General features: G+C 40.5%; 26 protein-coding genes and 2 pseudogenes. 14 read left to right on the top strand and 14 right to left on the bottom strand.

What is annotated here, in order from left to right; genetic code table 11:
* The first annotated feature begins 7 nt into the window (after window positions 1–7).
* The 6 genes from BO219_RS12115 to BO219_RS12090 are packed head-to-tail and all read left to right on the top strand — an operon-like array spanning window position 8 to window position 4,758.
* The gene (locus BO219_RS12115; RefSeq protein ID WP_077429718.1) at window positions 8–1,054 is read left to right on the top strand and encodes an inorganic phosphate transporter; all 1,047 of its coding nucleotides are present in this window, start codon (window positions 8–10) and stop codon (window positions 1,052–1,054) included.
* Between the two features lie 44 nt (window positions 1,055–1,098).
* Window positions 1,099–2,175 (top strand): sulfate adenylyltransferase, encoded by a 1,077-nt coding sequence (gene sat / locus BO219_RS12110; protein WP_077429717.1) that lies wholly within the window; start codon window positions 1,099–1,101, stop codon window positions 2,173–2,175.
* Entirely contained in the window at window positions 2,175–2,762 is a 588-nt protein-coding gene (gene cysC, locus BO219_RS12105; protein WP_077429716.1) for an adenylyl-sulfate kinase, read from the top strand. Before sat ends, cysC begins: the two co-directional genes overlap by 1 nt.
* A gap of 9 nt (window positions 2,763–2,771) precedes the next feature.
* Window positions 2,772–3,545, top strand: coding sequence for a uroporphyrinogen-III C-methyltransferase (gene cobA, locus BO219_RS12100; protein WP_077429715.1), 774 nt, complete (start codon window positions 2,772–2,774; stop codon window positions 3,543–3,545).
* A gap of 3 nt (window positions 3,546–3,548) precedes the next feature.
* Window positions 3,549–4,256 (top strand): sirohydrochlorin chelatase, encoded by a 708-nt coding sequence (locus BO219_RS12095; RefSeq protein WP_077429714.1) that lies wholly within the window; start codon window positions 3,549–3,551, stop codon window positions 4,254–4,256.
* Window positions 4,257–4,260: 4 nt separating this feature from the next.
* Complete coding sequence (locus BO219_RS12090; RefSeq protein WP_077429713.1) at window positions 4,261–4,758, top strand: NAD(P)-dependent oxidoreductase; 498 nt, start codon at window positions 4,261–4,263, stop codon at window positions 4,756–4,758.
* Window positions 4,759–4,782: 24 nt separating this feature from the next.
* Here the strand turns inward: BO219_RS12090 and BO219_RS12085 are convergent, their stop codons facing one another.
* Window positions 4,783–5,514 carry a DUF4397 domain-containing protein gene (locus BO219_RS12085; RefSeq protein WP_216366156.1) on the bottom strand — a complete coding sequence of 244 codons (732 nt, stop codon included), beginning with the start codon at window positions 5,512–5,514 and terminating at the stop codon, window positions 4,783–4,785.
* A gap of 113 nt (window positions 5,515–5,627) precedes the next feature.
* On the opposite strand from BO219_RS12085, the gene BO219_RS12080 reads away from it, so the two are divergent.
* Window positions 5,628–5,906: an acylphosphatase gene (locus tag BO219_RS12080; RefSeq protein ID WP_077429711.1), complete on the top strand. Its 279-nt coding sequence runs from the start codon at window positions 5,628–5,630 to the stop codon at window positions 5,904–5,906.
* A 16-nt stretch (window positions 5,907–5,922) separates the two neighbouring features.
* Here BO219_RS12080 and BO219_RS12075 read toward each other — a convergent pair whose 3' ends face one another.
* The 3 genes and pseudogenes from BO219_RS12075 to BO219_RS12065 all read right to left on the bottom strand — a co-directional run bounded on the left by BO219_RS12075 (window position 5,923) and on the right by BO219_RS12065 (window position 7,086).
* Window positions 5,923–6,069 carry a FeoB-associated Cys-rich membrane protein gene (locus BO219_RS12075; RefSeq protein WP_012574027.1) on the bottom strand — a complete coding sequence of 49 codons (147 nt, stop codon included), beginning with the start codon at window positions 6,067–6,069 and terminating at the stop codon, window positions 5,923–5,925.
* 14 nt (window positions 6,070–6,083) lie between these two features.
* Window positions 6,084–6,348: pseudogene (locus tag BO219_RS12070) on the bottom strand (ferrous iron transport protein B); the annotation flags it as partial.
* A 21-nt stretch (window positions 6,349–6,369) separates the two neighbouring features.
* Window positions 6,370–7,086, bottom strand: coding sequence for an arginase family protein (locus tag BO219_RS12065; RefSeq protein ID WP_077429725.1), 717 nt, complete (start codon window positions 7,084–7,086; stop codon window positions 6,370–6,372).
* A gap of 180 nt (window positions 7,087–7,266) precedes the next feature.
* Between BO219_RS12065 and cdr the strand changes: the two genes are divergently transcribed.
* The gene (cdr, locus tag BO219_RS12060; RefSeq protein WP_077429710.1) at window positions 7,267–9,708 is read left to right on the top strand and encodes a CoA-disulfide reductase; all 2,442 of its coding nucleotides are present in this window, start codon (window positions 7,267–7,269) and stop codon (window positions 9,706–9,708) included.
* Window positions 9,709–9,836: 128 nt separating this feature from the next.
* Here the strand turns inward: cdr and BO219_RS12055 are convergent, their stop codons facing one another.
* The gene (locus BO219_RS12055) at window positions 9,837–10,526 is read right to left on the bottom strand and encodes a TerC family protein (RefSeq protein ID WP_077429709.1); all 690 of its coding nucleotides are present in this window, start codon (window positions 10,524–10,526) and stop codon (window positions 9,837–9,839) included.
* 225 nt (window positions 10,527–10,751) lie between these two features.
* Here BO219_RS12055 and BO219_RS12050 point away from each other — a divergent pair, with 225 nt between their 5' ends.
* Complete coding sequence (locus BO219_RS12050; protein ID WP_077429708.1) at window positions 10,752–11,201, top strand: C40 family peptidase; 450 nt, start codon at window positions 10,752–10,754, stop codon at window positions 11,199–11,201.
* Between the two features lie 187 nt (window positions 11,202–11,388).
* Window positions 11,389–11,895, top strand: coding sequence for an EAL domain-containing protein (locus BO219_RS14890; protein WP_226373829.1), 507 nt, complete (start codon window positions 11,389–11,391; stop codon window positions 11,893–11,895).
* On the opposite strand, the gene BO219_RS12040 is transcribed toward BO219_RS14890, so the two are convergent.
* Window positions 11,873–13,354, bottom strand: a complete 1,482-nt coding sequence (locus BO219_RS12040; RefSeq protein ID WP_077429707.1) for a methyl-accepting chemotaxis protein — start codon at window positions 13,352–13,354, stop codon at window positions 11,873–11,875. The genes BO219_RS14890 and BO219_RS12040 overlap by 23 nt on opposite strands.
* Window positions 13,355–13,477: 123 nt before the next feature.
* Window positions 13,478–14,539 carry a nitric oxide synthase oxygenase gene (locus BO219_RS12035; RefSeq protein ID WP_077429706.1) on the bottom strand — a complete coding sequence of 354 codons (1,062 nt, stop codon included), beginning with the start codon at window positions 14,537–14,539 and terminating at the stop codon, window positions 13,478–13,480.
* 227 nt (window positions 14,540–14,766) lie between these two features.
* Here BO219_RS12035 and BO219_RS12030 point away from each other — a divergent pair, with 227 nt between their 5' ends.
* Entirely contained in the window at window positions 14,767–15,018 is a 252-nt protein-coding gene (locus BO219_RS12030; protein WP_077429705.1) for a hypothetical protein, read from the top strand.
* A 19-nt stretch (window positions 15,019–15,037) separates the two neighbouring features.
* Here the strand turns inward: BO219_RS12030 and BO219_RS12025 are convergent, their stop codons facing one another.
* The 6 genes and pseudogenes from BO219_RS12025 to BO219_RS12000 all read right to left on the bottom strand — a co-directional run bounded on the left by BO219_RS12025 (window position 15,038) and on the right by BO219_RS12000 (window position 20,437).
* Window positions 15,038–16,207, bottom strand: coding sequence for an immunoglobulin-like domain-containing protein (locus tag BO219_RS12025; protein WP_077429704.1), 1,170 nt, complete (start codon window positions 16,205–16,207; stop codon window positions 15,038–15,040).
* The gene (locus tag BO219_RS12020; protein ID WP_077429703.1) at window positions 16,194–16,673 is read right to left on the bottom strand and encodes a sigma-70 family RNA polymerase sigma factor; all 480 of its coding nucleotides are present in this window, start codon (window positions 16,671–16,673) and stop codon (window positions 16,194–16,196) included. Before BO219_RS12020 ends, BO219_RS12025 begins: the two co-directional genes overlap by 14 nt.
* A 257-nt stretch (window positions 16,674–16,930) precedes the next feature.
* Entirely contained in the window at window positions 16,931–17,407 is a 477-nt protein-coding gene (locus BO219_RS12015; RefSeq protein ID WP_226373828.1) for a hypothetical protein, read from the bottom strand.
* A gap of 68 nt (window positions 17,408–17,475) precedes the next feature.
* Window positions 17,476–17,814: pseudogene (locus BO219_RS12010) on the bottom strand (PadR family transcriptional regulator).
* Between the two features lie 167 nt (window positions 17,815–17,981).
* On the bottom strand, window positions 17,982–19,190 hold the full coding sequence (locus BO219_RS12005; protein ID WP_077429702.1) for a DUF4825 domain-containing protein: 1,209 nt from the start codon (window positions 19,188–19,190) through the stop codon (window positions 17,982–17,984).
* Between the two features lie 35 nt (window positions 19,191–19,225).
* A complete protein-coding gene (locus BO219_RS12000) occupies window positions 19,226–20,437 on the bottom strand; it encodes an MDR family MFS transporter (protein WP_077429701.1) in 1,212 nt (403 codons plus the stop codon).
* A 495-nt stretch (window positions 20,438–20,932) separates the two neighbouring features.
* On the opposite strand from BO219_RS12000, the gene BO219_RS11995 reads away from it, so the two are divergent.
* Genes BO219_RS11995 through BO219_RS11985 form a run of 3 tightly spaced genes read left to right on the top strand, consistent with a single transcriptional unit; the run spans window position 20,933 to window position 22,186 of the window.
* Entirely contained in the window at window positions 20,933–21,484 is a 552-nt protein-coding gene (locus BO219_RS11995; RefSeq protein WP_077429700.1) for a TetR/AcrR family transcriptional regulator, read from the top strand.
* A gap of 55 nt (window positions 21,485–21,539) precedes the next feature.
* The gene (locus BO219_RS11990) at window positions 21,540–21,872 is read left to right on the top strand and encodes a DMT family transporter (RefSeq protein ID WP_077429699.1); all 333 of its coding nucleotides are present in this window, start codon (window positions 21,540–21,542) and stop codon (window positions 21,870–21,872) included.
* Window positions 21,872–22,186: a DMT family transporter gene (locus BO219_RS11985; RefSeq protein WP_077429698.1), complete on the top strand. Its 315-nt coding sequence runs from the start codon at window positions 21,872–21,874 to the stop codon at window positions 22,184–22,186. The genes BO219_RS11990 and BO219_RS11985 overlap by 1 nt, the downstream gene beginning before the upstream one ends.
* Window positions 22,187–22,251: 65 nt before the next feature.
* On the opposite strand, the gene BO219_RS11980 is transcribed toward BO219_RS11985, so the two are convergent.
* Window positions 22,252–22,449, bottom strand: a 198-nt coding sequence (locus BO219_RS11980; RefSeq protein WP_226373827.1) for a transposase, incomplete at its 5' end; no start/stop codon positions are given.

Raw genomic sequence — 22,449 nt, 5'->3', positions numbered from 1 at the left:
AAACGCGTTGGTTACAGTTGCTTTTATTATCGCTTTTTTCTTTGCGATGAACATCGGGGGAAGCGGTGCTGCCGCAACGATGGGTGCTGCTTATGGGTCAGGCACATTGTCAAATAAGCGCATCGCTTTATTCATATGCGCTGTTGCTATTTTTCTCGGCAGCTTAAGCGGAGGAGAAGTCGTCAAAACGATCGGTTCTGGCATCGTTCCGACATCCATTTTAAAAACAGACGTTGTCGTCATCGTTTTAGCAGCGGCAACGATTTCGCTATTTGCCGCCAACGTGCTCGGCATTCCGTTATCCACAAGCGAAATTACAGTTGGGGCGGTCGTTGGCGCAGGTATTGCGTACCAAAGTTTGTACGTCGGCAAACTTCTATGGATCGTATCATTTTGGCTTATTACACCTCTTGCTGCGTTTTCTTTAGCTTTTTTTATTAGTAAATGGCTAAAAGGAAAAACATTGAAACAAAACAAATGGATCGGCTTTTTGCTTATTATTGCGGGATTTTTCGAAGCGTTTTCAGCAGGAATGAACAACGTTGCCAACGCTGTCGGTCCTCTCGTGGGAGCTGGTTTATTATCTGTCAAATATGGCATTATTTTTGGCGGATTGTTCGTTGCACTCGGAGCGGTTTTGCTTGGCAGCCGCGTGTTAGAAACGAATGGAAAAAAAATTACGACGTTCTCTCAACTAGAAGGGTGCATTATTTCAGGCATCGGGGCAACGCTCGTTATCGTTTCATCTCTTTTTGGTCTCCCCGTTCCACTAACACAAATTACGACATCAGCCATTATTGGCATCGGTACAACAAAAAATGGTTTTTCGATTTGGCAAAAGCAAATTGTTATTCAAGTGCTGAAAGTATGGGTAGTCTCCCCTATTTTCGCCTTAGCTGTTTCATATAGTTTAATTAAATTATTACTTCATAGCGATATTTATACAGCAATCGCCATTGTTAGTGTTTGTTTTGCTACACTCGGAACGATTAGCTTAAAAAAGACGATCACCGAGGAACGTCGTTCGTTTCACGAGCACGGTGGCGGTATTTAATCCTAGTTATTTTATAAGAATAATAAGTTTAGGAGGCATAAAAAATGAAACAAATTGTATTAAGTAAGGCAGAATTAAGTGACCTTGAATTGCTTGCGATTGGCGGCTATGCACCACTCACTGGATTTCTAGGGGAAGATGACTATCATTCCGTCGTCGAAACGATGCGACTAACGAATGGAGCAGTATGGAGCATCCCCATCACACTTGCGGTAACCGAACAACAAGCAAAACAGCTATCGCTCGGGGATGAAGTCGAGCTCGTTTACGAACAGACGGTATACGGCACAGTGGAAGTGCAACATATATATCGACCAGATAAACGAAAAGAAGCGCTTTTTGTATACCAAACAGAAGACTTAGCACACCCTGGCGTTAAAAAATTATTTGAAAAACCAGATGTATATATTGGAGGCCCTGTCCAACTTGTACGCCAAACAGACAAAGGAATTTTTACACCGTTCTTTTTTACACCAAAAGAAACAAAACAACGATTTGCGGAACTTGGTTGGAAAACGGTCGTCGGGTTTCAAACGCGCAATCCGGTTCACCGTGCTCATGAATATATTCAAAAATGTGCACTTGAAATTGTCGACGGTCTTTATTTAAATCCGCTCGTTGGCGAAACGAAAGAAGATGACATCCCAGCAGACATTCGTTTAAAAAGCTATCAAGTATTGCTTGAGCATTATTATCCAAAAGATCGTGTTTTCCTTGGCGTATTTACGGCCGCGATGCGCTATGCAGGTCCACGTGAAGCCATTTTCCACGCGCTCGTACGTAAAAATTTTGGTTGCACGCACTTCATTGTCGGACGCGACCATGCGGGAGTTGGCAACTATTACGGCACGTATGATGCCCAAAAAATTTTCTTGCAGTTTACAAACGAAGAACTTGGCATTACTCCTCTCTTTTTCGAGCATAGCTTTTACTGCACAAAATGCGAAGCGATGGCGTCAACGAAAACGTGCCCTCATGACGCGACGGCTCACGTCGTTCTTTCCGGCACAAAAGTAAGGGAAATGTTACGTGCTGGTGAGATGCCACCGAGTACATTCAGCCGTCCCGAAGTGGTTCGCGTGCTCATGGATGGTCTACAAACAGTCGGAGGTGGGCGATGATGAATATTATTTGGCATAAAGAAAGTGTGACAAAAGAAGATCGCCGAAAAAAAAATAACCATCATAGTTTTGTCCTTTGGTTTACTGGATTATCTGGTTCAGGAAAATCTACATTAGCGAATGCAGTCGCGAAAACATTATTTGAACAAAATATTCACTGTTACGTGCTCGATGGCGATAACGTACGTCACGGTTTAAACAGCGATTTAGGTTTTTCTGCCGAAGATCGCACCGAAAACATTCGTCGAATTGGCGAAGTCGCAAAGTTGTTTGTAGACAGCGGTCAAATCGTGTTGACCGCCTTCATTTCCCCGTTCCGTCAAGACCGTCAACTTGTTCGCAACAAACTCGCACAAGATGAATTTGTTGAAGTTTATGTCCGCTGTCCACTTGAAACGTGCGAACAACGCGACCCAAAAGGATTGTATAAAAAAGCACGAAATGGGGAAATTCGCGACTTTACCGGCATTGACTCACCATATGAGCCACCGTTGTCGCCTGATGTTGTCGTCGATACAGATCAACATTCAATCGAACAATGCGTTCAACAAATCATTTCTTACTTAAAAAATAAACAATGGATTTAGGTGGAGACAATGGGAAAAGTATATTTAGTCGGCGCTGGCCCTGGGGATCCTGAACTGATTACAGTAAAAGGATTAAAATGTATCCAACAAGCAGATGTCATTTTATATGACCGCCTTATTAACGAACAGCTTTTATCGTTTGCGAAACGTGATGCCGATTTAATTTATTGCGGGAAACTACCAAATTACCATACAATGAAACAAGAGACGATTCATCATTTTTTAGTCAAGTATGCAAAAAAAGGTAAAATTATAACAAGATTAAAAGGTGGCGATCCTTTTCTATTCGGACGTGGCGGTGAAGAAGCACAAGCGCTAATCAAACACGGTATTCCTTTTGAAATCGTCCCAGGTGTCACATCTGGTATCGCTGTTCCCGCGTATGCAGGCATCCCGGTGACCCATCGTGATTTCAGCGGAAGCGTTGCGTTTGTCACGGGTCATCGCCGACTCGACGCCACAGACGCCATACAATGGGAACATTTAGCAAAAGGCGTAGATACACTCGTCATTTATATGGGTGTGAAACATCTTCCACTCATTTGTAAACAGTTACAATTATATGGAAGAAAACCTCAAACTCCCGTTGCAATCATTCAGTGGGGAACGCTCCCTCAACAAAAAACAGTTGTGGCAACATTAGGAACGATTGTGGACGTTGCAAAAAAACAAGAGATTGCTAACCCGAGTATCATTATTGTCGGAGAAGTTGTTCAGCTGCATGAACAACTGCAATGGTTTGAAACGATGTTAGAAGAAAAAATGGCTCATGGAATGAGGTAACATATGAAAGCTGTATTGTATATTTGTCACGGGAGCCGATCGAAAGAAGGACAAAAAGAGGCGATCGCTTTTGTTGAACGCCTCTCTTCTTCGGTCTTCATCCCTATTCAACATATATGTTTTTTAGAATTATGCGAACCGGATATTGTCACAGGAGTAGAACGTTGTGTTCGTGACGGAGCAACAACGATTTTAGCCATTCCGCTTTTACTATTGGCAGCGAATCACGCCAAACACGACATCCCGTATGAATTAGAAAAAGCAAAAAAAATGTTTCCTTCTGTGACGATCACATACGGAAAACCATTCGGTGTACAACATGACATTATTTCTGCTCTCTCTGCGATGATCCAACACGCCGATGCTATTATGCTCGTCGGTCGCGGAAGTAGCGATACGGAAGCACAAGCGGATTTTCAGCAGATCGCTTATTTATTGCAAAACGAAACAAACATACCCGTATATCCATGTTATTTAGCAGCTGCTTCGCCTTCTTTTTCTGACGTTGTCACTTCGCTTTCCAAAACAGCAAATCATAAACGAGTGGCCGTTGTTCCATACATCTTATTTTTCGGTCAGCTGCTTGACTATATTCATAAGACGCTGCAAGCACAACAAGCGAGCGATGTATCGTTTACATTATATCCTCCTGTGCGAACGTATGACGTATTAGACCATCTCGTTGAACAACAAGTGAAGGAATGGGGATGAACATATGTTTCCTCTTTTCATACGAATGACAGGAAAAAAAGTTGTCATTGCTGGTGGGGGACGGATTGCATATCGCCGCCTCCTCCCGCTTCTTGATGAAGGAGCGTATATTACCGTCATTAGCCCACAAGCGATCGATGCCATCGTTCATTTAGCTGAGCAGAAACAAATTACGTGGCACGCGCGCCCCATTGAACCAGCCGATTATATCGATGCTTTTTTGATTATCGCGGCAACGAACGATTCAAGCGTCAATGAACAAATTGCTGCACATGCGTCACCTAATCAACTTGTTAACGTCGTAAGCAACCATCTGCTTGGGAATGTTCATGTTCCCGCTTTCTTTTCACGTGGAAAATTACAAATTGCCGTTACAACAGGTGGGGCAAGCCCTACGTTAGCAAAACAAATTAAAAAACAACTGGAGCAACAATTTGATGAATCATTTGCTAAGTATGTAGATGAACAATATGAAAAGCGGCAACAACGAAAAGAGCCTTGATCCTTTCGATCAAAGCTCTTTTTTTTACGACTCTAATACTAACACTTCTAATGAAGGAGTGCGGGATACGTAACCGACGGCAACGACCGTATAAGACTTATTTGGTTGGAAGCGTACATTGGGAATGGATAAAACAACTTGATTTGTCCCTGCCACACGCACATCGACATGTAATTTTTCATTGACTGGCGCTTCAATATAATCCGTCACCTTTCCAAATGAAGCATTGCGAAATAGCACATCACCATTGCGCAACGCAATATCGACGGCTGGTGCGTCTGGTGAAAAGTGAGCAAAGCGCACTTTCGCTTTCCCGTACGGTGCATACGGATGGTCAAGAATAGGAAGAAGTTGCAAGCGATGGACATCACCGATCACCGCAAGCGTATACGTCATTTTCGGCAGTATTTGAATGGTTTGACTAAGAACCGGAGACGTCGTGTGTCCTGCTGGATACACATCGATACGATGTTCTCCTTTTGGCACTTTCATATACTGACTTAGCTGTTTATATTTCATATGGCGTAATATTTTTTGACCATTGATATATACGTCAACTGCAGGAGCATTTGGCGATGCATGGAATAAACGAACACGTCCAGCATCATCATCTCGCCCTTCTTCGCGTGACTTCACTATTTTTTCTACATACTCTATATGTTTTCGCATATACTTTTCATACTGTTCCCAATCTTTATATTGATAATAACGCGCCAACAAATCATACATAACCGCTTTTTGAATGTAGCGATCCATTTCGTTCACAACTGTTCCTCCCCTGTAAATCTTTTTACGTATTCAACGTATGCATGACAAGGTAGGCTGTTGTATGATTTTTATAGAAAATTTTTAGCAAAGGAGATAAGCGAATGATCGTTCGTTATGCCATCGTTGCGCACGGTCGTGTACAAGGTGTAGGATTTCGTTACTTTGCTCAATACGAAGCAAGAAGACGAGGATTGACTGGCCGGGTAAAAAATTGTGATGCCGATCATATGATTGAAATGGAAGTTCAAGGGGACGTGGAAAAGGTTGAGGCGTTTGTTGATGAAATAAAAAAAGGGCCGCCGTTTGCCCGTGTAGAACGCATCGAGCAATACTCTATTCCGACGATCTCTCACGAAAAGACTTTTCGCATCATCTATTGAAAAAGGCTGACTGATGTCAGCTTTTTTCATGACAACTTGTGCCGCACGATCCTTTGACAGAGCAAGCCGCACATGTTCCACGCTTGCTTTTTTGAATGAAACGAAAAATCGTCCATGCTGCGTATCCAAAAATGACTGATCCGATAACAATATTCGCAACCATATATATCCCTTCCTTTAGAAGCCAAGCAAGCTTCCGCCTTGGTAAATCACAAATGAAACAATATACGCCAGTACGAGCGCATATCCAATGGAAAACATCGTCCATTTCCGCGAACGAGTTTCTTTATAAATGGTCGCCACAGTTGCTAAACATGGAACATATAATAAAACGATTGCCATAAAGCTAAATGCTGACAGCGGGGGTAAAGTGTGATGCCATCAATCCTTGAAGTGACTCTACATCCGGCACGTGATAAATGATGTTCATCGTCGACACAACTTTTATCATGTTCACAAAATGTTAAGACGCCGATGATATCGAGATATGTTTGAAACATGCACGTATAATCGCTTCATTTGCTTTTTCGTTTTTAGCACAAAATGAAACGTCTTCACCACATATATCAACACCGAGCACATGCTTATATCGGAAAAGATAATCAACGTAAGTGGTAAGTGTGCGTAACGACATCGTTCCTTGATCCCAATTTGTTTGGGCATCTTGTGGGCGAAGCACATCTTTGTCAATGCTAATGTATATATGTTTTGTCGGAATCGCGCGCATAATCGTCATTGGTGCATACATGAAATCGCTTTTTGGAAAGATCGTGACCTGTGAAGATGTGTGTGAAGTTGCAGAACCGATGATGACAACATGTTTTAATGTCGGAACGTGTTTTTGAGCATACGATACCCATGAGCCACATGAAAGAAGTGGAAACAACGTTTGCTCATTCATATCTGTATGATGGTCAAACAATACGAGCGTAAACGGCTCATGAAGCTGCTTAAGTAATGCGTATGAAACGTAATGATAGTTACCGCTTCCGATAAACGTTATCCCTCTTGTATGGCGGCATGCAAGTCGCTTTTCAATTTCTTGCATCGCATCGTCATCGCAATATAAATTCGTTCCTTTAATGTCATACATATCGATCCATTCATGAGGAAAACGAAGAAGGTTCCGTTGCCACGTATACGTATGATCGAAGTTTAAAAACGTTACACTTGGATGCATACTTCTCCCCACCCTTGTGCAAGTTTTTTCTTCAATCAAATTATACAAACATCTTAACCATACGTACAACGTCATTTTTTCCGTGAAAATATTCACAAATTCGACACATTCTAATACCAATACCCCTTTATCTATATATGATCTTGTGATACAATTCACAATACAAGGAGGTTGATCACTATGAGAAAGAAAATTGTCATTGTCGGTGGCGTAGCTGGTGGTGCAACGACAGCTGCTCGCTTACGTCGTTTAGATGAACAAGCAGAAATCGTCATGTTTGAACGTGGAGAATATATTTCATTTGCAAACTGTGGTCTTCCATATTACATTGGTGGAGCAATTAAAGAACGTGACGCCTTACTCGTGCAAACGGTTGAAGGCATGGCAGAAAAATTTCATCTTGACATTCGTATTCAAAGCGAAGTCATTGCAATTAATCGCGAACGGAAAACGGTAACGGTTAAACATTTGCCAACTGGAAAAACGTATGAAGAAAGCTATGATTATCTCGTTTTATCACCAGGGGCAAGCCCAATCAAGCCAAACATCCCAGGCATTGAAGAAGCAAACGACTTATTCACATTGCGTAACATCCCAGATACCGACCGAATTAAAGCATATGTGGATGAGAAAAAACCGAAAAAAGCGGTCGTTATCGGTGGCGGGTTTATCGGGGTAGAAATGGCTGAAAACTTATGGGAACGTGGCATAGACGTCACACTTGTTGAAATGGCGAAACAAATTATGGCGCCTGTCGACTACGAAATGGCAGCCATTCTCCATCAACATATAAGAGATAAAGGTGTCCGCCTTATCTTAGAAGACGGCGTTGCAGCATTTGAACAACAAGGAAAAATTGTTCGTTTACAAAGCGGAACAACAATTGAAACGGACATGATCGTATTAGCGATTGGCGTAAAACCAGAAAATGAATTAGCTAAACAAGCTGGATTAGCGATTGGGGAACGTGGTGGCATTCAAGTCAATGAATATTTACAAACATCCGATCCTTCAATTTATGCCATTGGCGATGCAATCGAAGTGATGGACTATATTAACGGCAAACCGACTCACATTCCGCTCGCGTGGCCAGCAAATCGGCAAGGACGCATCGTTGCCGACCATATTAACGGCCGAAACGTACACTACAAAGGAACGCTTGGCACAGCGATCGCCAAAGTATTTGACATGACGGTGGCAGCAACAGGAAACAACGAAAAAACGTTGCAACGTCTCGGCATACAATATGAAATCATACACATTCATCCAAATTCACATGCAAGCTATTATCCAGGTGCATTTCCGATTGCTCTAAAACTATTGTTCGATCGAAAAACAGGGCGCATTTTCGGTGCCCAAGCTGTCGGTTACGACGGTGTCGATAAGCGAATTGACGTCCTTGCAACAGCCATTAAAGGCGGGATGACTGTATTTGATTTACCAGATTTAGAATTAGCGTACGCACCGCCATATTCATCTGCTAAAGATCCTGTTAATATGGCTGGCTATGTCGCAACAAACATCATTGAAGATATGGTTGAAACCATTCAATGGCATGAAGTAAATGAGTTAGTAAAAAATGGAGCGTGTCTCGTTGACGTGCGTGAAGAAATAGAGCGCGATATGGGCTTTATTCCTGGATCTATCAACATTCCGCTTGGACAATTACGCCAGCGACTTCATGAACTGCCTAAAGATGAAACGATCTACGTATATTGCCAAGTCGGATTGCGCGGCTATTTAGCGGCTCGTATATTAACCCAACATGGCTTCCGTGTAAAAAACTTAGATGGCGGATATAAAACATATGTTGCTGTTTATAGCGAACAACAAGAACAACGAAAAGAGGAACAAACAGAAAAACAAGTGGAGCGTGTAGACGTCATGAACGTTCAAGCGACAACAACATTAGATGCATGTGGGCTCCAATGCCCTGGACCAATTATGAAAGTATATCAAACGATGGAACAGTTAAAAGACGGAGATGTGCTAGAAGTAAAAGCAACGGACCCAGGGTTTGCACGCGACATTCAATCATGGTGCAAAAAAACAGGCAATACGTTGTTAAAAACAACGTTTGAAAATAAAACGTTCACCGCATACATTCAAAAAGGAACAAAAACAACTGCTTTCCCTGAAAAAGAAACGAAAAAAGACGGCGCAACGCTTGTTGTGTTTAGCGGCGATTTAGATAAAGCGATCGCATCATTTATTATCGCATCTGGGGCTGCTGCAATGGGTAAAAAAGTAACGATGTTCTTTACATTCTGGGGTCTCAACATTTTACGAAAAAAAGATGCGCCACCTGTACAAAAAGATATGCTTGAAAAAATGTTCGGCATGATGATGCCAAAAGGTGTTCACGATCTTCCGCTATCAAAAATGAACATGGCAGGCATGGGACCAAAAATGATTCAATACGTGATGGAAAAGAAACACGTAGACGATATTGAAACGTTAATGAAAAATGCGATGGCTGCAGGTGTTAAACTCGTCGCTTGTTCAATGTCAATGGACATTATGGGCATTAAAAAAGAAGAACTAATTGACGGAATCGAAATTGGCGGTGTCGCCACATATTTAGGCGATGCAGAAGAAGCAGGATTAAATTTATTTATTTAAAAAAAATCGGGCTATCTCGTTACGGAGATAGCCCTTTCAAGTATATTCACAGGGGGATCGGGGGAATACACTTAGCATTATCCATTATGACCGTTCTTTTGTGTTTTATACGCATGTTTATAAAATTTTTATGCGATTTTTCGTTTATCTGTCTTTTTATTTTTTACATATCCCGCTAGCAAAATAAATGCCGTCACAACAATGAGAAATACGAGCGACTGCGAACCTTGCGGAAAAGCAATCCACCGCTTTATTTGTTCATCCTTTAACAGCATTTCCCCCGCCGTCCACGCTAAAATACCGGAACCAACATACGGAATCCACTTATATTTTTCCATCGCCAACACAATAGCCTTTGACCCGAAAATCATAATCGGAATGCTAATGGCAACACCGAAAGCGATCATGCCGATGTGCCCACCTGAAGCTCCTGCAATTGCGACAACGTTATCTAAACTCATGACCGCATCGGCTACAATGATAGTCCAAATCGCCTTCCATAAACGATCAGCAGCTTGTACGTTCGCTTCTTCCTCTTCGTTAATCAGCACTTTATACGCAATCCAAAGGAGCAACAATCCTCCAACAAAATGAACAAGCGGAATTTGTAATAAAAAGACGATAACAGCAGCAAACAATATGCGCAAAATGACTGCTCCAGCAGTACCAAATAAAATTGCCCGATTGCGTTGTTTTTCCGGCAATCGACGTGTAGCCATCGCAATCACAATGGCGTTATCCCCAGATAAAATAATATCGATCGCAATAATTTTTAACAAAGCGACAATCGCTTCTGACGAAATGATCCAATCACCCATTTGAGGTCCCCTTTTTTCATGTACTTCCCCCCTATCTTATCGCGAAGCTCGTCTACATTCAACTTTTCTGTTCCGACATATATGCTAAATTCTCTCTTTATTTTTGCAAAAATCGATCTTTGTAATGTATTTGTAACATAATTTAATGGCTATGTAACAATTTTTCGACATCTTTTTTGCTATAATGTACTCGTCCATGGAACAAGTCTTTTGGAGGTTCAAGCAATGAAAAAAGCTCTAGCCACTATCGCTCTCTTTATGTTGCTATGTTTAACATTTTTTGCAAACCCTTTCAAAACAGAAGCCGCGTTCTCAGCTAACAAGCTGATTGCTGAAGCGCACAAAGTGATTGGCACACCGTACCGTGCAGGAGGAACGACACCAAAAGGATTTGATTGTTCCGGCTTTGTTGGTTATACATACAAAAAAGTAGGCGTTTCACTTCCTCGTTCTTCAGAAGCGATGTATAAGAAAGGAAAGCCTGTTTCCCTCAAACAATTAGCACCGGGAGACTTACTATTTTTCAAAACATCGAAACATAAAGGAATCTCACACGTTGCGATTTATATCGGCAATGGTCGTATGATTCATGCGACATCGTCGAAAGGAGTTAAAGTAGACTCGATTCACCAATCTTATTGGAAACAACGTTTTGTTGGCGCTAAAAGATTATAATGCGAAGGCAGGCACTTCATGCCGAACGTTTTTCGACGCGGAGTGCTTGCTCTCGACAGTAAAGCAGGGAATGTTCCCTGCTTTTTTCATAATTTTTTCATCCCCCCCGCATTTTTCCAATATATAATGTATGTAACATGGGGATGATGGAGGGACATAACACCGATGACAAAAAGAAAAGTGGCCGATGATCGTAAGCGTCCTTGCAACGCTATGTTTTATTCCCATTTTGCTGCTTTGTCCGTCACTAACAATGACGTTTGAACAAAATCACTTTTTATCGTTTCACACCATTCTTGAACTTTTCAGTATTACATTCGCTATGGCCATTGCGCTTCAAGGGTGGATTTCGTTTCCACAATCTTTGTCACGTCGACGCTTGCGCATTGCGACGACATTTTTATTGGAACAAACTTGCTTTCAACCACAATATATTGAACTAGAAATTACAGAAAACATCGCTTTAAGCGATGAAAAACAAGTCATTGAAACGATTCAGGCACTAAAACAAATGGGCATTCGCATCGCCATTGACGATTTCGGCAGCGGCTACTCATCGATCGCCTACTTACGCCATATCTCCGTCGATACACTAAAAATTGATAAATCGTTTCTTTCCGAAATCGTCACATATGAGAAAGCACCTCCAATTTCTCGAGGTGCTTTTATGTTTATACCATTTGCTGTTGAATAGCTGCGGCACGTTCGGCGGTTTCTGTCACATATGCTGCCATTTTTTCATTTGCGTCTTTTAAATGTTCAACTGTTGCGCTTACTTCTTCAAGCGATGCGCTCGACTGCTGAATGAAAACAGAAAAATCACTAATCGAACGATCCATTTTTTCTCCTTGCTTCTCGAGCTTTTCGCTAATGATAAAAAAGTAAGATAATTGTTCTTGCAAATGATTTAACGACTGATACAATTTTTCAAAATACATATTTACTTCATCCGTCAACGTTTCATTTTTCGTTAACTGCTCACTCGTTTCATCCATTCGCTCTAATAGCTCATTGTTGCTTTCATTGACTTCCGCTAAATTGCGAACGATATGTTGTGTCGTTTCTTCCGTCAATACAGCCAACTTGCGAATTTCTTCAGCGACGACCGCAAATCCTTTTCCATACTCTCCTGCTCGCGCAGCTTCAATGGTTGCGTTTAGCGCTAACAAGTTCGTCTGATTCGTAATTTGCTTAATTTGTTTCGTTAACTCATTTGTATTAGCAATTTTACTTGTTAACGCATTTAATGTTGCCTTTGTCGCATGAATCGCCTCATGAAATTGTTCTGTGTGGGTTAATAAAAGATGCATTTTTTGTATACCCGCTTGTGCCATCTCGCTCGATTGCGAGGAGTGCTCCTTTAATTGTTTAGACGTTTCATAAATTTGCTCACCCATCGCTTTCGCTTCCGCTACTTCATCATGAATATCAATGACTTGTTCACTTTGCGCTTGACCTGCTACCGCAGCTTGTCGAATCGCTTCTTTCATTTCTTCTTGCGCTTGTACATTTTGAAGTACTTGTTGATGAATGTGTTTAACATTTTCAATAATATGCTTTAACTGACCTTCAAGTTCATGTCTTCTTTCCATTTGTTTTTCCTTTTCGGCATGTGCCTGCCCTACATGTTCAACGAGTTGATGAAATTGCTTCCGACTTAAATGCAATAACACCGAAAGGGCAATGCCAATCATCACATAAACAATAAAAACCGTATGTCCTGTCTTTTGAAATACTTGCTGAAAAGAAGATGGAACAAGTGCACCGACAACTAAAATGATAATGCCAAGCAGAAGTCCTGTTACAAACAACGTGCGATTCAAATGCAATACAGATAACACAACTAAACAAAAAGCGAGTGCGATCGTTCCTAAACTTCCCCCTGTCGTAAATAAACTACCTAATGTCGCAGAAAATAATATAAAAATAATAAAATATGGATAGATGTGTTCGTACTTTTTCATCTTTTTTAACGCCATATACACGAGGGCATTTAGAACAAGACTGCCACCATAAATGGCAATCTTCTCAACTTTCTCTCCAATCAAAATAAGCCCGATCACACCTGTTACTGCGCTAAATGTGTAAATAAGGAACAAGAAAAAATTTTTTCTTCGCATTTCTTCCATTTTAAGCTGCTCAATAAAATCCACTTGAGTCTCCCCCTTTTCCTTTTTTCTATAACTATATCAAAAAAATAAGAAAGTAGTAAATGATATTCTGAAAATTAGGAATATATTCATGTGAAAAAACACCGCGCGAACGGCGCGGCGGTGTCATTCATAAGGATGTTGTTGATAAAAATAATTCGGTTTGACTATTGTATTCTCATAATATTGATGGAAGATGTGCGTTGTTGCAGGCGAAAGCGGTGGAATAAGCCACGTCCAACTGCCCGTTACTTTCCTTCCTACTTCTTGCTCTTGCTGTTCAAAACGTTTAAACTGCTGAGCCGCTGTATGATGATCGACAATACTTACCCCTGCTTTTTTATATGAGTATAGAACAGCGATATTTAATTCAACAAGCGCCTGATCTTTCCATAGTGTGCTATTTTTTGACGTATCAAGCCCCATGCATGAAGCGATTTTCGGAAGCATGTTATATCGGTAATCGTCAGCGAAATTGCGCGCACCAATTTCTGTTCCCATATACCATCCGTTAAATGGGGCCGCTGTATAACGGATGCCGCCAATCTCCAAACACATATCTGAAATAATCGGCACAGCATACCATTCAAGCTGTAAATCACGAAACCACGAAAACGTCGGATGTTCAATCGGCACTTCAAGCACAATATCCTTTGGAATCGGAAATAACTTCGGCTCGCGACCATCGATTTGGATGACAAGCGGTAAAATATCAAAATGCGTTCGTTCCCCTCTCCACCCTAACTTCTCACACGCTTTCGTAAACGAAATTGACGATGGATCCCCGATCATTCCGTGCTCTGTCTCATAACCAGCGTAGCGAATTAACTGATGATTCCAAATGCGCACACGCTCCGGACGAAAAATCGTAATGGTCGGACGGATTTTCCCACCGTTTGTCGCAAAAGCAATGTGATGGAATAGCCACTCGGCAACATCTTCTTCTCTCTCTATCGCACGTGCATCAAACACATGAAGCGTTTGCCAAAATAAACGTCCAATACAACGATTGCTATTGCGCCATGCCATGCGCGCCCCGTGCTCAAGCTCCTCATATGTATGTTCATACGTCCCTGTTTGTTCAATCTCATGCTGAATTTGTTGCAAACGTTCATGCATGTCATCATCGCTTTTTCCTAACTCTGTATAACATAACGTGATAAATTGTTCTGCCTCTTTCCATAACATATGCCCGTGTCACCCCATAATCATATCTTCTTATACAATACATCATGTATGGAGAAAATCAAAATAAAGGGCATATGGTTTCCTGTTCCACTCTCCATCCTTATCATTTATAATACTGGGGAACGGTCTTCATCTGTACTGCCACATCAAACAAAACCTCTCTTCAACACACGACATGCCACACAGCTGTTTCCCTTTCTAATTTCTCACAAGAAAGGAGGAAAACGATGGAGCAAATGCTACAACGCATTTTGGACAAGCCTGAAAACATGGAAGCAGAACTCGCAGAAGTTAAAGCGAACATGGCAACAAAGCAAGACTTAGCGCTTGTCCAACAAGCAGTAATTGAAACAAATGAGATCGTTAAAAAAATAGAAAGTAAAATCGACAACCATGAGAAACTGTTAACTCTTCTTTCCCATCGCTCGCTTGAACATGAGGCGGCTATTTCTAGCATTCGTTCCATTTTAACGAAATAAACGAGGGACTTCCCCTCGTTTATTCGATGTGCTCTAACACATATTCATCCCCTTGTCGAACGATGACGACATAAAATGTACCAATAGATTCGTTTGTACGTGCGTTGATCACCGTCACTTTCACTTTGACTTCCTCTTTTTTACTTGCTTCATTCGGTTCCCAAAAAACAATCGATGGTTCAACGTTAACTCGCTCACCATTTAAAAACAATACTTTCGGTCCTTCATATCCTTCAATGCCCTCGATTTGCCCACGATCAGGTGGCATGGATTCGGCAATCATTTGTTCATCGGACGATACCGATTGCTCCGCTTCATAAATGGTTAGCGCATCATCAACCATTTTATCTGTAAATAACATTCCAGCGCTAGCTTCCATCGAGAAATTGACTTGTTCTTTTCCCTCATATATCGGATATATATGCACTCCTTGGCGACCGGTTTTTGTTGAGACAAGTCCGTTATGAGCACTATACAAAGAAAAGTGCGGGTCTTTTTCACATGTCAATGTTACATCGTGACTTTTGCTCGTTTCAGTCGGTTTTATCTCAATATACGTGTGAAAATTCAACAACTTTTGATCGACGACGTCAAATTCAATGTAACCTGTGAAATGAGCTGCATCAGCGTAATAAGTACGCACAATGCGATACTTCCCATTTTCTAATGGGTGATTTAACAATGAAAGATCTATCATATCTTTCACAGTCTGTCCTTTATCAATTAACGCAAGCATTTCAATAAATGCGAGATCATTCGTTAACGTTGTTGGTTGCCACGTTTGTTTTGTCTCATCATATCGCTCGATCGCATACGCATATCCAAATGAAATCACACCATTACTTTTATTCGTCACTGAAAAATGAAGTTTTTGGACGTTTGCATCATATGTGACATCATGAATCGTTATATTCGAATCGGTAGCTTCCAGCTTCAACATATCCTCTCCTTGATCGTTTTCCATCATTATTTCTACCTTTTCTTGTGTTTTCTCTTTGGTGGATAATGTAGGATGCAAGCTAACAGCTAATAATACACTTGCCACAGCAATGGCAACATACGCCGGACGAAATGACTTTCGCTTCTTTTTTTGTTCTATTTTATCAATCTGGACGATCACTTTATTTTTCAGTTCTTCTGTCACAACAATGTGTTCCATCTCTTTTTTATATCGCTCACGCAAAATCATACTCCCCTTTCAATTTGTTTTTTAACATTTCTCCCGCACGAGAAAGCAACGAACGAACTGTACTTTCACGCTTTCCTAACAACTCGGCAATTTCTTTCGTTTGATACCCTTCATAGTAAAATAAATGAACGACCTCCCGATATTTTGTCGGGAGGGATGTGACGGCTGACGTGACTTCAAAATAGTCATGATCGATAGAAATATGGGTTCCCTCTTCATACTCATCCATTTTTCGATATACAAACGATTTCAGTTTATTTTTGCACACATTAATGGTGACCCGAATTAACCACGCTTTCATATGCTCTTCACTTTGTATTCGCCCCATATGCTCATATAATTTAATAAATACGTCTTGAAAGACATCTTCTGCATCGTGTTCGTTTCTCATATACACATACGCAAGGCGCAATACCATATTCCCATATTCATCCATGGCGCGCTGGATTTGTTCTTTTGTGCACAAAGAAACAACCTCCTTTCACTTTACATACAACTGCATTAATAAAAATGTTGCAGCCTCGAAACTTTTTATTTTTTTAAGTATACAAAAAGACAGCGAATCATGCGCTCGCTGTCTTTTCATGTTTGTTTCGTACAAAACCACCAATCCAATCAATTAATCTCCCCTTGGATCCAAAATGAAAGTCATAAGCATCTCTTATTAGGCAGGAATATTGTCCTCATTACGAAGAGTTTACTAATGAGAATACATCAACTTTTTCATTTCAACACAATGATAGCGTTGCTCAAAAGCCCTAATCCCGTTCCGATCAAAAAGCCGATAATCGCACCAATGAGCGTGCGAATCCATCCGCCAGATAAAAACATCTCCCGGCCACCGCTGCCAATAAAACCAATGAGCGCACCAATCGAAATTCCTAAGAAAACAAACGCTCCGTAAAACAACCCAACGGCTTCATAATCGGCAATGTCCATATGGTGATAGTGCGCGACAATCCGTTCTTGTAAATCAGCGGATTTTGTCGTTTCGCTGCGAAACTTTAATTCCTCTTTCGCCCGTTCAAACGCTTCTTGTTCCGATAGCCCTTGTTCCATTAAATCTTTCATATAGTCGCTCATGTAGAGAACCATGTCGTTTTCTGCTTCCATCGCTGTTTCGGAGCGACTTTTGAATTTCGCGAGCTTCGCCATCAGTTTACTTTTCGCTTCCCCCGTTCTCCGACGTAGCTTTTCCATATACGTCATCTCCGCTTCCTCGCGCTTGCTCTTTCGCAAATTGCTTGATTTTTTCTTTCATCTCGTGACTAAACATTTTTCTCTCCTCCATTCGTTCGTAACAGATGAATACGCTCGCTAAGAAAATCCCACTTTACCCAAGAAGCTGCTAATTCCTCAAATCCTCGCTCGTTTAACGTATAAAACTTTCTTGGTGGCCCCATGTCTGACGGTTTTTTCGTAATGTGGACAAGCTTATTTTTTTCTAGCCGCAACAACAATGCATATACCGTCGCTTCCGCAATCCCTTAGAAACCTAACGCGTGCAGCTTTTTCGTAATCTCATAGCCGTATATTTCGCCGCGGCTTGTAATCTCTAGTACGATGCCTTCCAAAATCCCTTTCAGCATTTCGCTTAGATTATCCAAAAAAACACCTCCTACGTACTCAATCATGTTAGTATTCAATAATATTGAGTACTACTATATAGCAACATAGAGTAGTTAACTAAGCAATTGAAAATAGCGATTCTCTTATCGAATTGGTGCTCAACCATCACCCAACGTAAAAGCAGTCCTAGCCGATCGGACTGCTTTTACTTTATACGCTTTAATTTATTTTCCTCAATGACATACTGTCGCATGTCGATGACCGTTCCATCTTCTTTCATCTTCCTTAAAACAATTACATCTCTTTCATCATTTGTTTTACTTTGAGATGTTTCGTACACATACCGAACCCCTTGTTCGATTACTTCACGCGTTCCAAGCCAATCTGGACACTTACTCAAAAATGGGTCGCTACCAAGCATGGTAAGAAAATGGTTCATCGCTTCTACGGAAATGTTGAGCGGTTGTTTTTCCACATACGATGTACTCACTTTTGCATCTCGACCAATCTGTTTCAAATACTCCCGCGCCTGTCTTTCTTGCTGTTTAGCAAGTTCATCATAGTATTTCTCTGCATACAACACCTGCGAGTAATATTTTTTCGGAAACATGCGCTTAACCGATTTTGCATATGCATCTCCATCAAGTGGCTCTTCATAGGCGATGAGTTTATATTGCCCGTGCTCATCAATTGAAAATGTCATTACCGTCGGAATGGCCCCGCTGCCTGACACAATGGCGAATATACCGTCTTGAAATTCAAATACACCAACACTTGCGATTGTGTATGCTTTCACTTCGTTTCCTTTTTGTTCTGCGCCAAGAATAATGTGTCCTTCCGTAATGTATTCTCCCTTTCCATACGTTTTCCCGTGTTCTTTAATCGCTTCACCTACTGCTTTCTCAACATCTCCCACACCTTTTAGTGCATACAATAATGAGCGAAAGCGATCAATATCCTTTGCATATACAGATAAGTGCTCATCCATTTGTTTTTGCACTTGTTCTCTCTCAAACGAATAAGAAACGTGTTTTGCGTCTACATTCATATCAAACGTAATACGATCCAAATTTTCAATTAAAACGAACAAAATAACGGCATTGTCATACAACAATTTTTCTATTTTCTTCAAGCCCATCTCTGTATTTTCCATATCATAATGCACTGTCATTCCGTACGGCTCTTTCACCGTTTGAAGCGATAGGCTTCTTCGATATGTTCCAAAAGCTAATTGGTCAAGTAAACGAGAAACATTGCTCGCATCTCCTACATATTTGGATTTATAGGAAAATAGTTCTTCTTCACCAAGACGAGCCAAATCAACGTTTTGTTTAAAATCGTTTTTTTCGTAAAAAAACACCCCGAACGTCATGACCGCAACCAATAAACTAAAAACGAAAATGGATTTTTTCATTCCACCATCTCTCCGGCTACAAAAATATAAAACGGTTATAAACTATACTCAATATGCCGTTTCGTCACCTTCATTAAACGACCAACATATAAGAGAACAGGAAAACCGATGGAAGTGCATAAAGCTAACAATGTAAAAATAAGTAGATGGTTGCCATAACCAAGGTGTTCAAGCATCAATCCTCCAATCCAAGGCCCAGCAGCATTCCCGATTGCCGTAAATCCCATCGAACCGAAATATAATCCTTTCATATGTTGAGGTGAGATTTGGTCAATAAATATTTCAATCATTGAAAACATCATCACTTCCCCGACGGTTAATACAAACATAGACACGAATAACATCGGAACAGCAGTAAATAAACCAAATCCAAAAAGACCTAAGGCTACCGCGCCAATGCCAAGCATAATCGATGTTAATGCAGAATAATGCTTGCCAATTCTTGAAACGGGATACTGTACAACGAGTACCGTAATGGCGTTAAATACAATTAAATAAGAAAAAAGCTGTACACCATCTTTGTATTGCGACAAATATTGTGGAATGGTTGAATTAAATTGCGAATACCCCGTAACACCGAGAATCATTCCAATCACGGTGAATAAAAACACACGATCATTCCCTAATACGTTGACAGCGTTTCGAAGCGTTACATGTTCAGATGCGTCGCCATGCTTTTCAATTGTATACTTTGAAAAAAGTGTGACAAGTAAAATAAAATAAAGAAAATAAACAAAAGAAGTAACAAAAAATGCCGTCGTCGATGACGAAGCACCGATCTTCAACCCCACTAATGGACCAATCGCCGCCCCTACATTAATTGCTGCATATCGCAAGTTAAACACAAGCAATTTATTTTCTTGTTTTGTCACTTGTGACAACAACGCTCGCGATGAAGGTTCGAAAAACGAACGACATAAGCCGTTTAACGCATTTAATAGAAAAAACGTCCAAACACTCTCCGCTGTCGCAAAACCAATAAACACGAACGTCCACATCAAAAGAGAAATTTTCATCACTTTCTCTCGCCCGTATCGATCGGAAACATACCCGCCAAAAAAACCACCAAACAGTCCTACAATCGAACTAATCCCAATAATTGCCCCTGCAAACGAAGCGCTGACTCCTTTTACGCTCGTTAAATAAATGGCTAAAAACGGAATGGTCATAAACATCGCCATTCTTGCAAATAATGTTCCGATAATAATTGTTACGCTGATCGGATGTAGTTTTTTTATATTCTCCATAATTCCCCTTCTATCATGAAAATGAACTTTATGTAAAATTATATTATAATTCACAATAAATTAAAAATATTTTAATAACATTGTAGTGAAGCGGAAAACATCATCATTACTATACAGAAGGGCGATCTCACAAATGAAAAAGGAAAGGGATGTCCTTTCCTTTTTTTGTTATCAATATTTCTCTAATAGAACGATTGACCTTTTACAAACCGCGTTCTAATTTCGCAACACACTCCACATGTGCTGAGTGTCGTACGTTGAAAAGTAACAGGAGGAAAACAGTTTGTTTTACCTGTTTATTTTGGCTTCCATGATGAAACATCTTCATATGACTTGCAGAACGAAAAGTTTGTAGAAGATGAGGAAAATGGGTTTAGGAATCACTATACATCTACATAAAAAATTTTGGTAACTGAGTAAGGGTAGGGGATTTGACTTCGAATATAGTATGTGTTAATTTCACCTTACGAACGTTCGGGAAGGTGTTTGGAGGTAATGACAACATTAGATCAACTGAAGGAAGTTTCATTGCATCATTTTGCATTGCGTGGCTATGAGGGTGCTTCGCTGGCACATACTGCGAAGGATGTCGGTATTAAAAAACAGTCTATTTATACGTACTTTGCAGGGAAGGATGATTTATTCCTTCAAATCTGTGAGGACGCTTGTAAATTTGAAATCAGCATGGTGATGGAGGATTTAGTTCTGACTAAGGGTAAGCCAATAAAAAATATTTTATACAATTTTTTGGAGCAATCGATGGAACGCTATGCAAAGTATGATTCAACGAAATTCATGCTAGGGAATGCCTTTTTGCCACCAGTTCATTTACGTGAGCAAGTGATGAGTGAGCTGTATAGCTATTTAGATAAGCTAGAAGAGTTATTTATTCCGATATTCAATAAGGTAAAAGAGGCAGGCGAAATTTCTTCAATGATAGACGAAGAGATGGCGACGGCAGCTTTTTTAGCTGTTTTAGATAGTTTATTTGTTGAAATGTTATACGGAGATGCCCATCGTCTAAAAAAGCGTTTTCATGCCTCATAGTACCTATTTTGGTGTGGTCTTACAGCAAAAGAAATGAAATTGGAGGACAATAAACATGAGTAAAAGTTGGCTTTATGTTGTTTTAGCAGGAATAGTCGAGGTTTTATGGGTAATTGGTTTGAAGTATTCAGTCAGTTGGTTTGAATGGGCTGCCACAGCAGTATTAATCGGTTTATCTTTCTATTTAATCATCCTCTCAACACAAACGCTACCTGTCGCGACAGCCTATGCAGTTTTTACAGGGATGGGTACAGCTGGAACAGCAATTGTAGGTATACTTGTATTTGGGGAAGAGTTTAGTTGGATGAAGATTCTGTTTCTTGTTTTACTTGTAATTGGTATTTTAGGCTTGAAGCTCGTTACAAATGAAGAAAAGGATGTAGCATAATGGCTTGGGTTACGTTAATTTTAGCAGGAATATTTGAAGTGGTTGGCGTGATAGGTATTAACCTAGTTGCAAAGCACAATAAAATCCAATCATATATGGTATTAATCCTTGGTTTTCTAGTAAGCTTTAGTCTATTAAGTATAGCGTTAAGCACATTGCCAATGGGAATAGCCTATGCAGTTTGGACAGGGATCGGTACTGCTGGAGGAACACTAGTGGGGATGTTTGTTTATGGTGATGCAAAGGATTGGAAAAGAATATTATTTATAGCCCTCATTATAACGGCGATTGTGGGTCTAAAACTATCATCATAGTATTCTAAAAGCTGTTTATGTTTATACAATATATATACATCCAAATTGGCATTTTAACCTCTGATTCACACAGCACACCCCATGCGGCGTAACACCTCATCTGGATGTTGTAAGACGTACTGTTCAAAGCGAGTAATGGATTGGGCAATGTCATTTTGATCCTTGTGAAAAACGTTGGCAATCACCTCATCTTTCAACCACTTCCATAACCGTTCAATCGGGTTCAACTGTGGAGAATACGGTGGCAAAAAGATGAAATGAAA

The sequence above is a fragment of the Anoxybacillus kestanbolensis genome, assembly GCF_001996285.1.
Taxonomy (GTDB): domain Bacteria; phylum Bacillota; class Bacilli; order Bacillales; family Anoxybacillaceae; genus Anoxybacillus; species Anoxybacillus kestanbolensis_A.
This window is presented reverse-complemented; position numbering and strand designations above follow the sequence as displayed.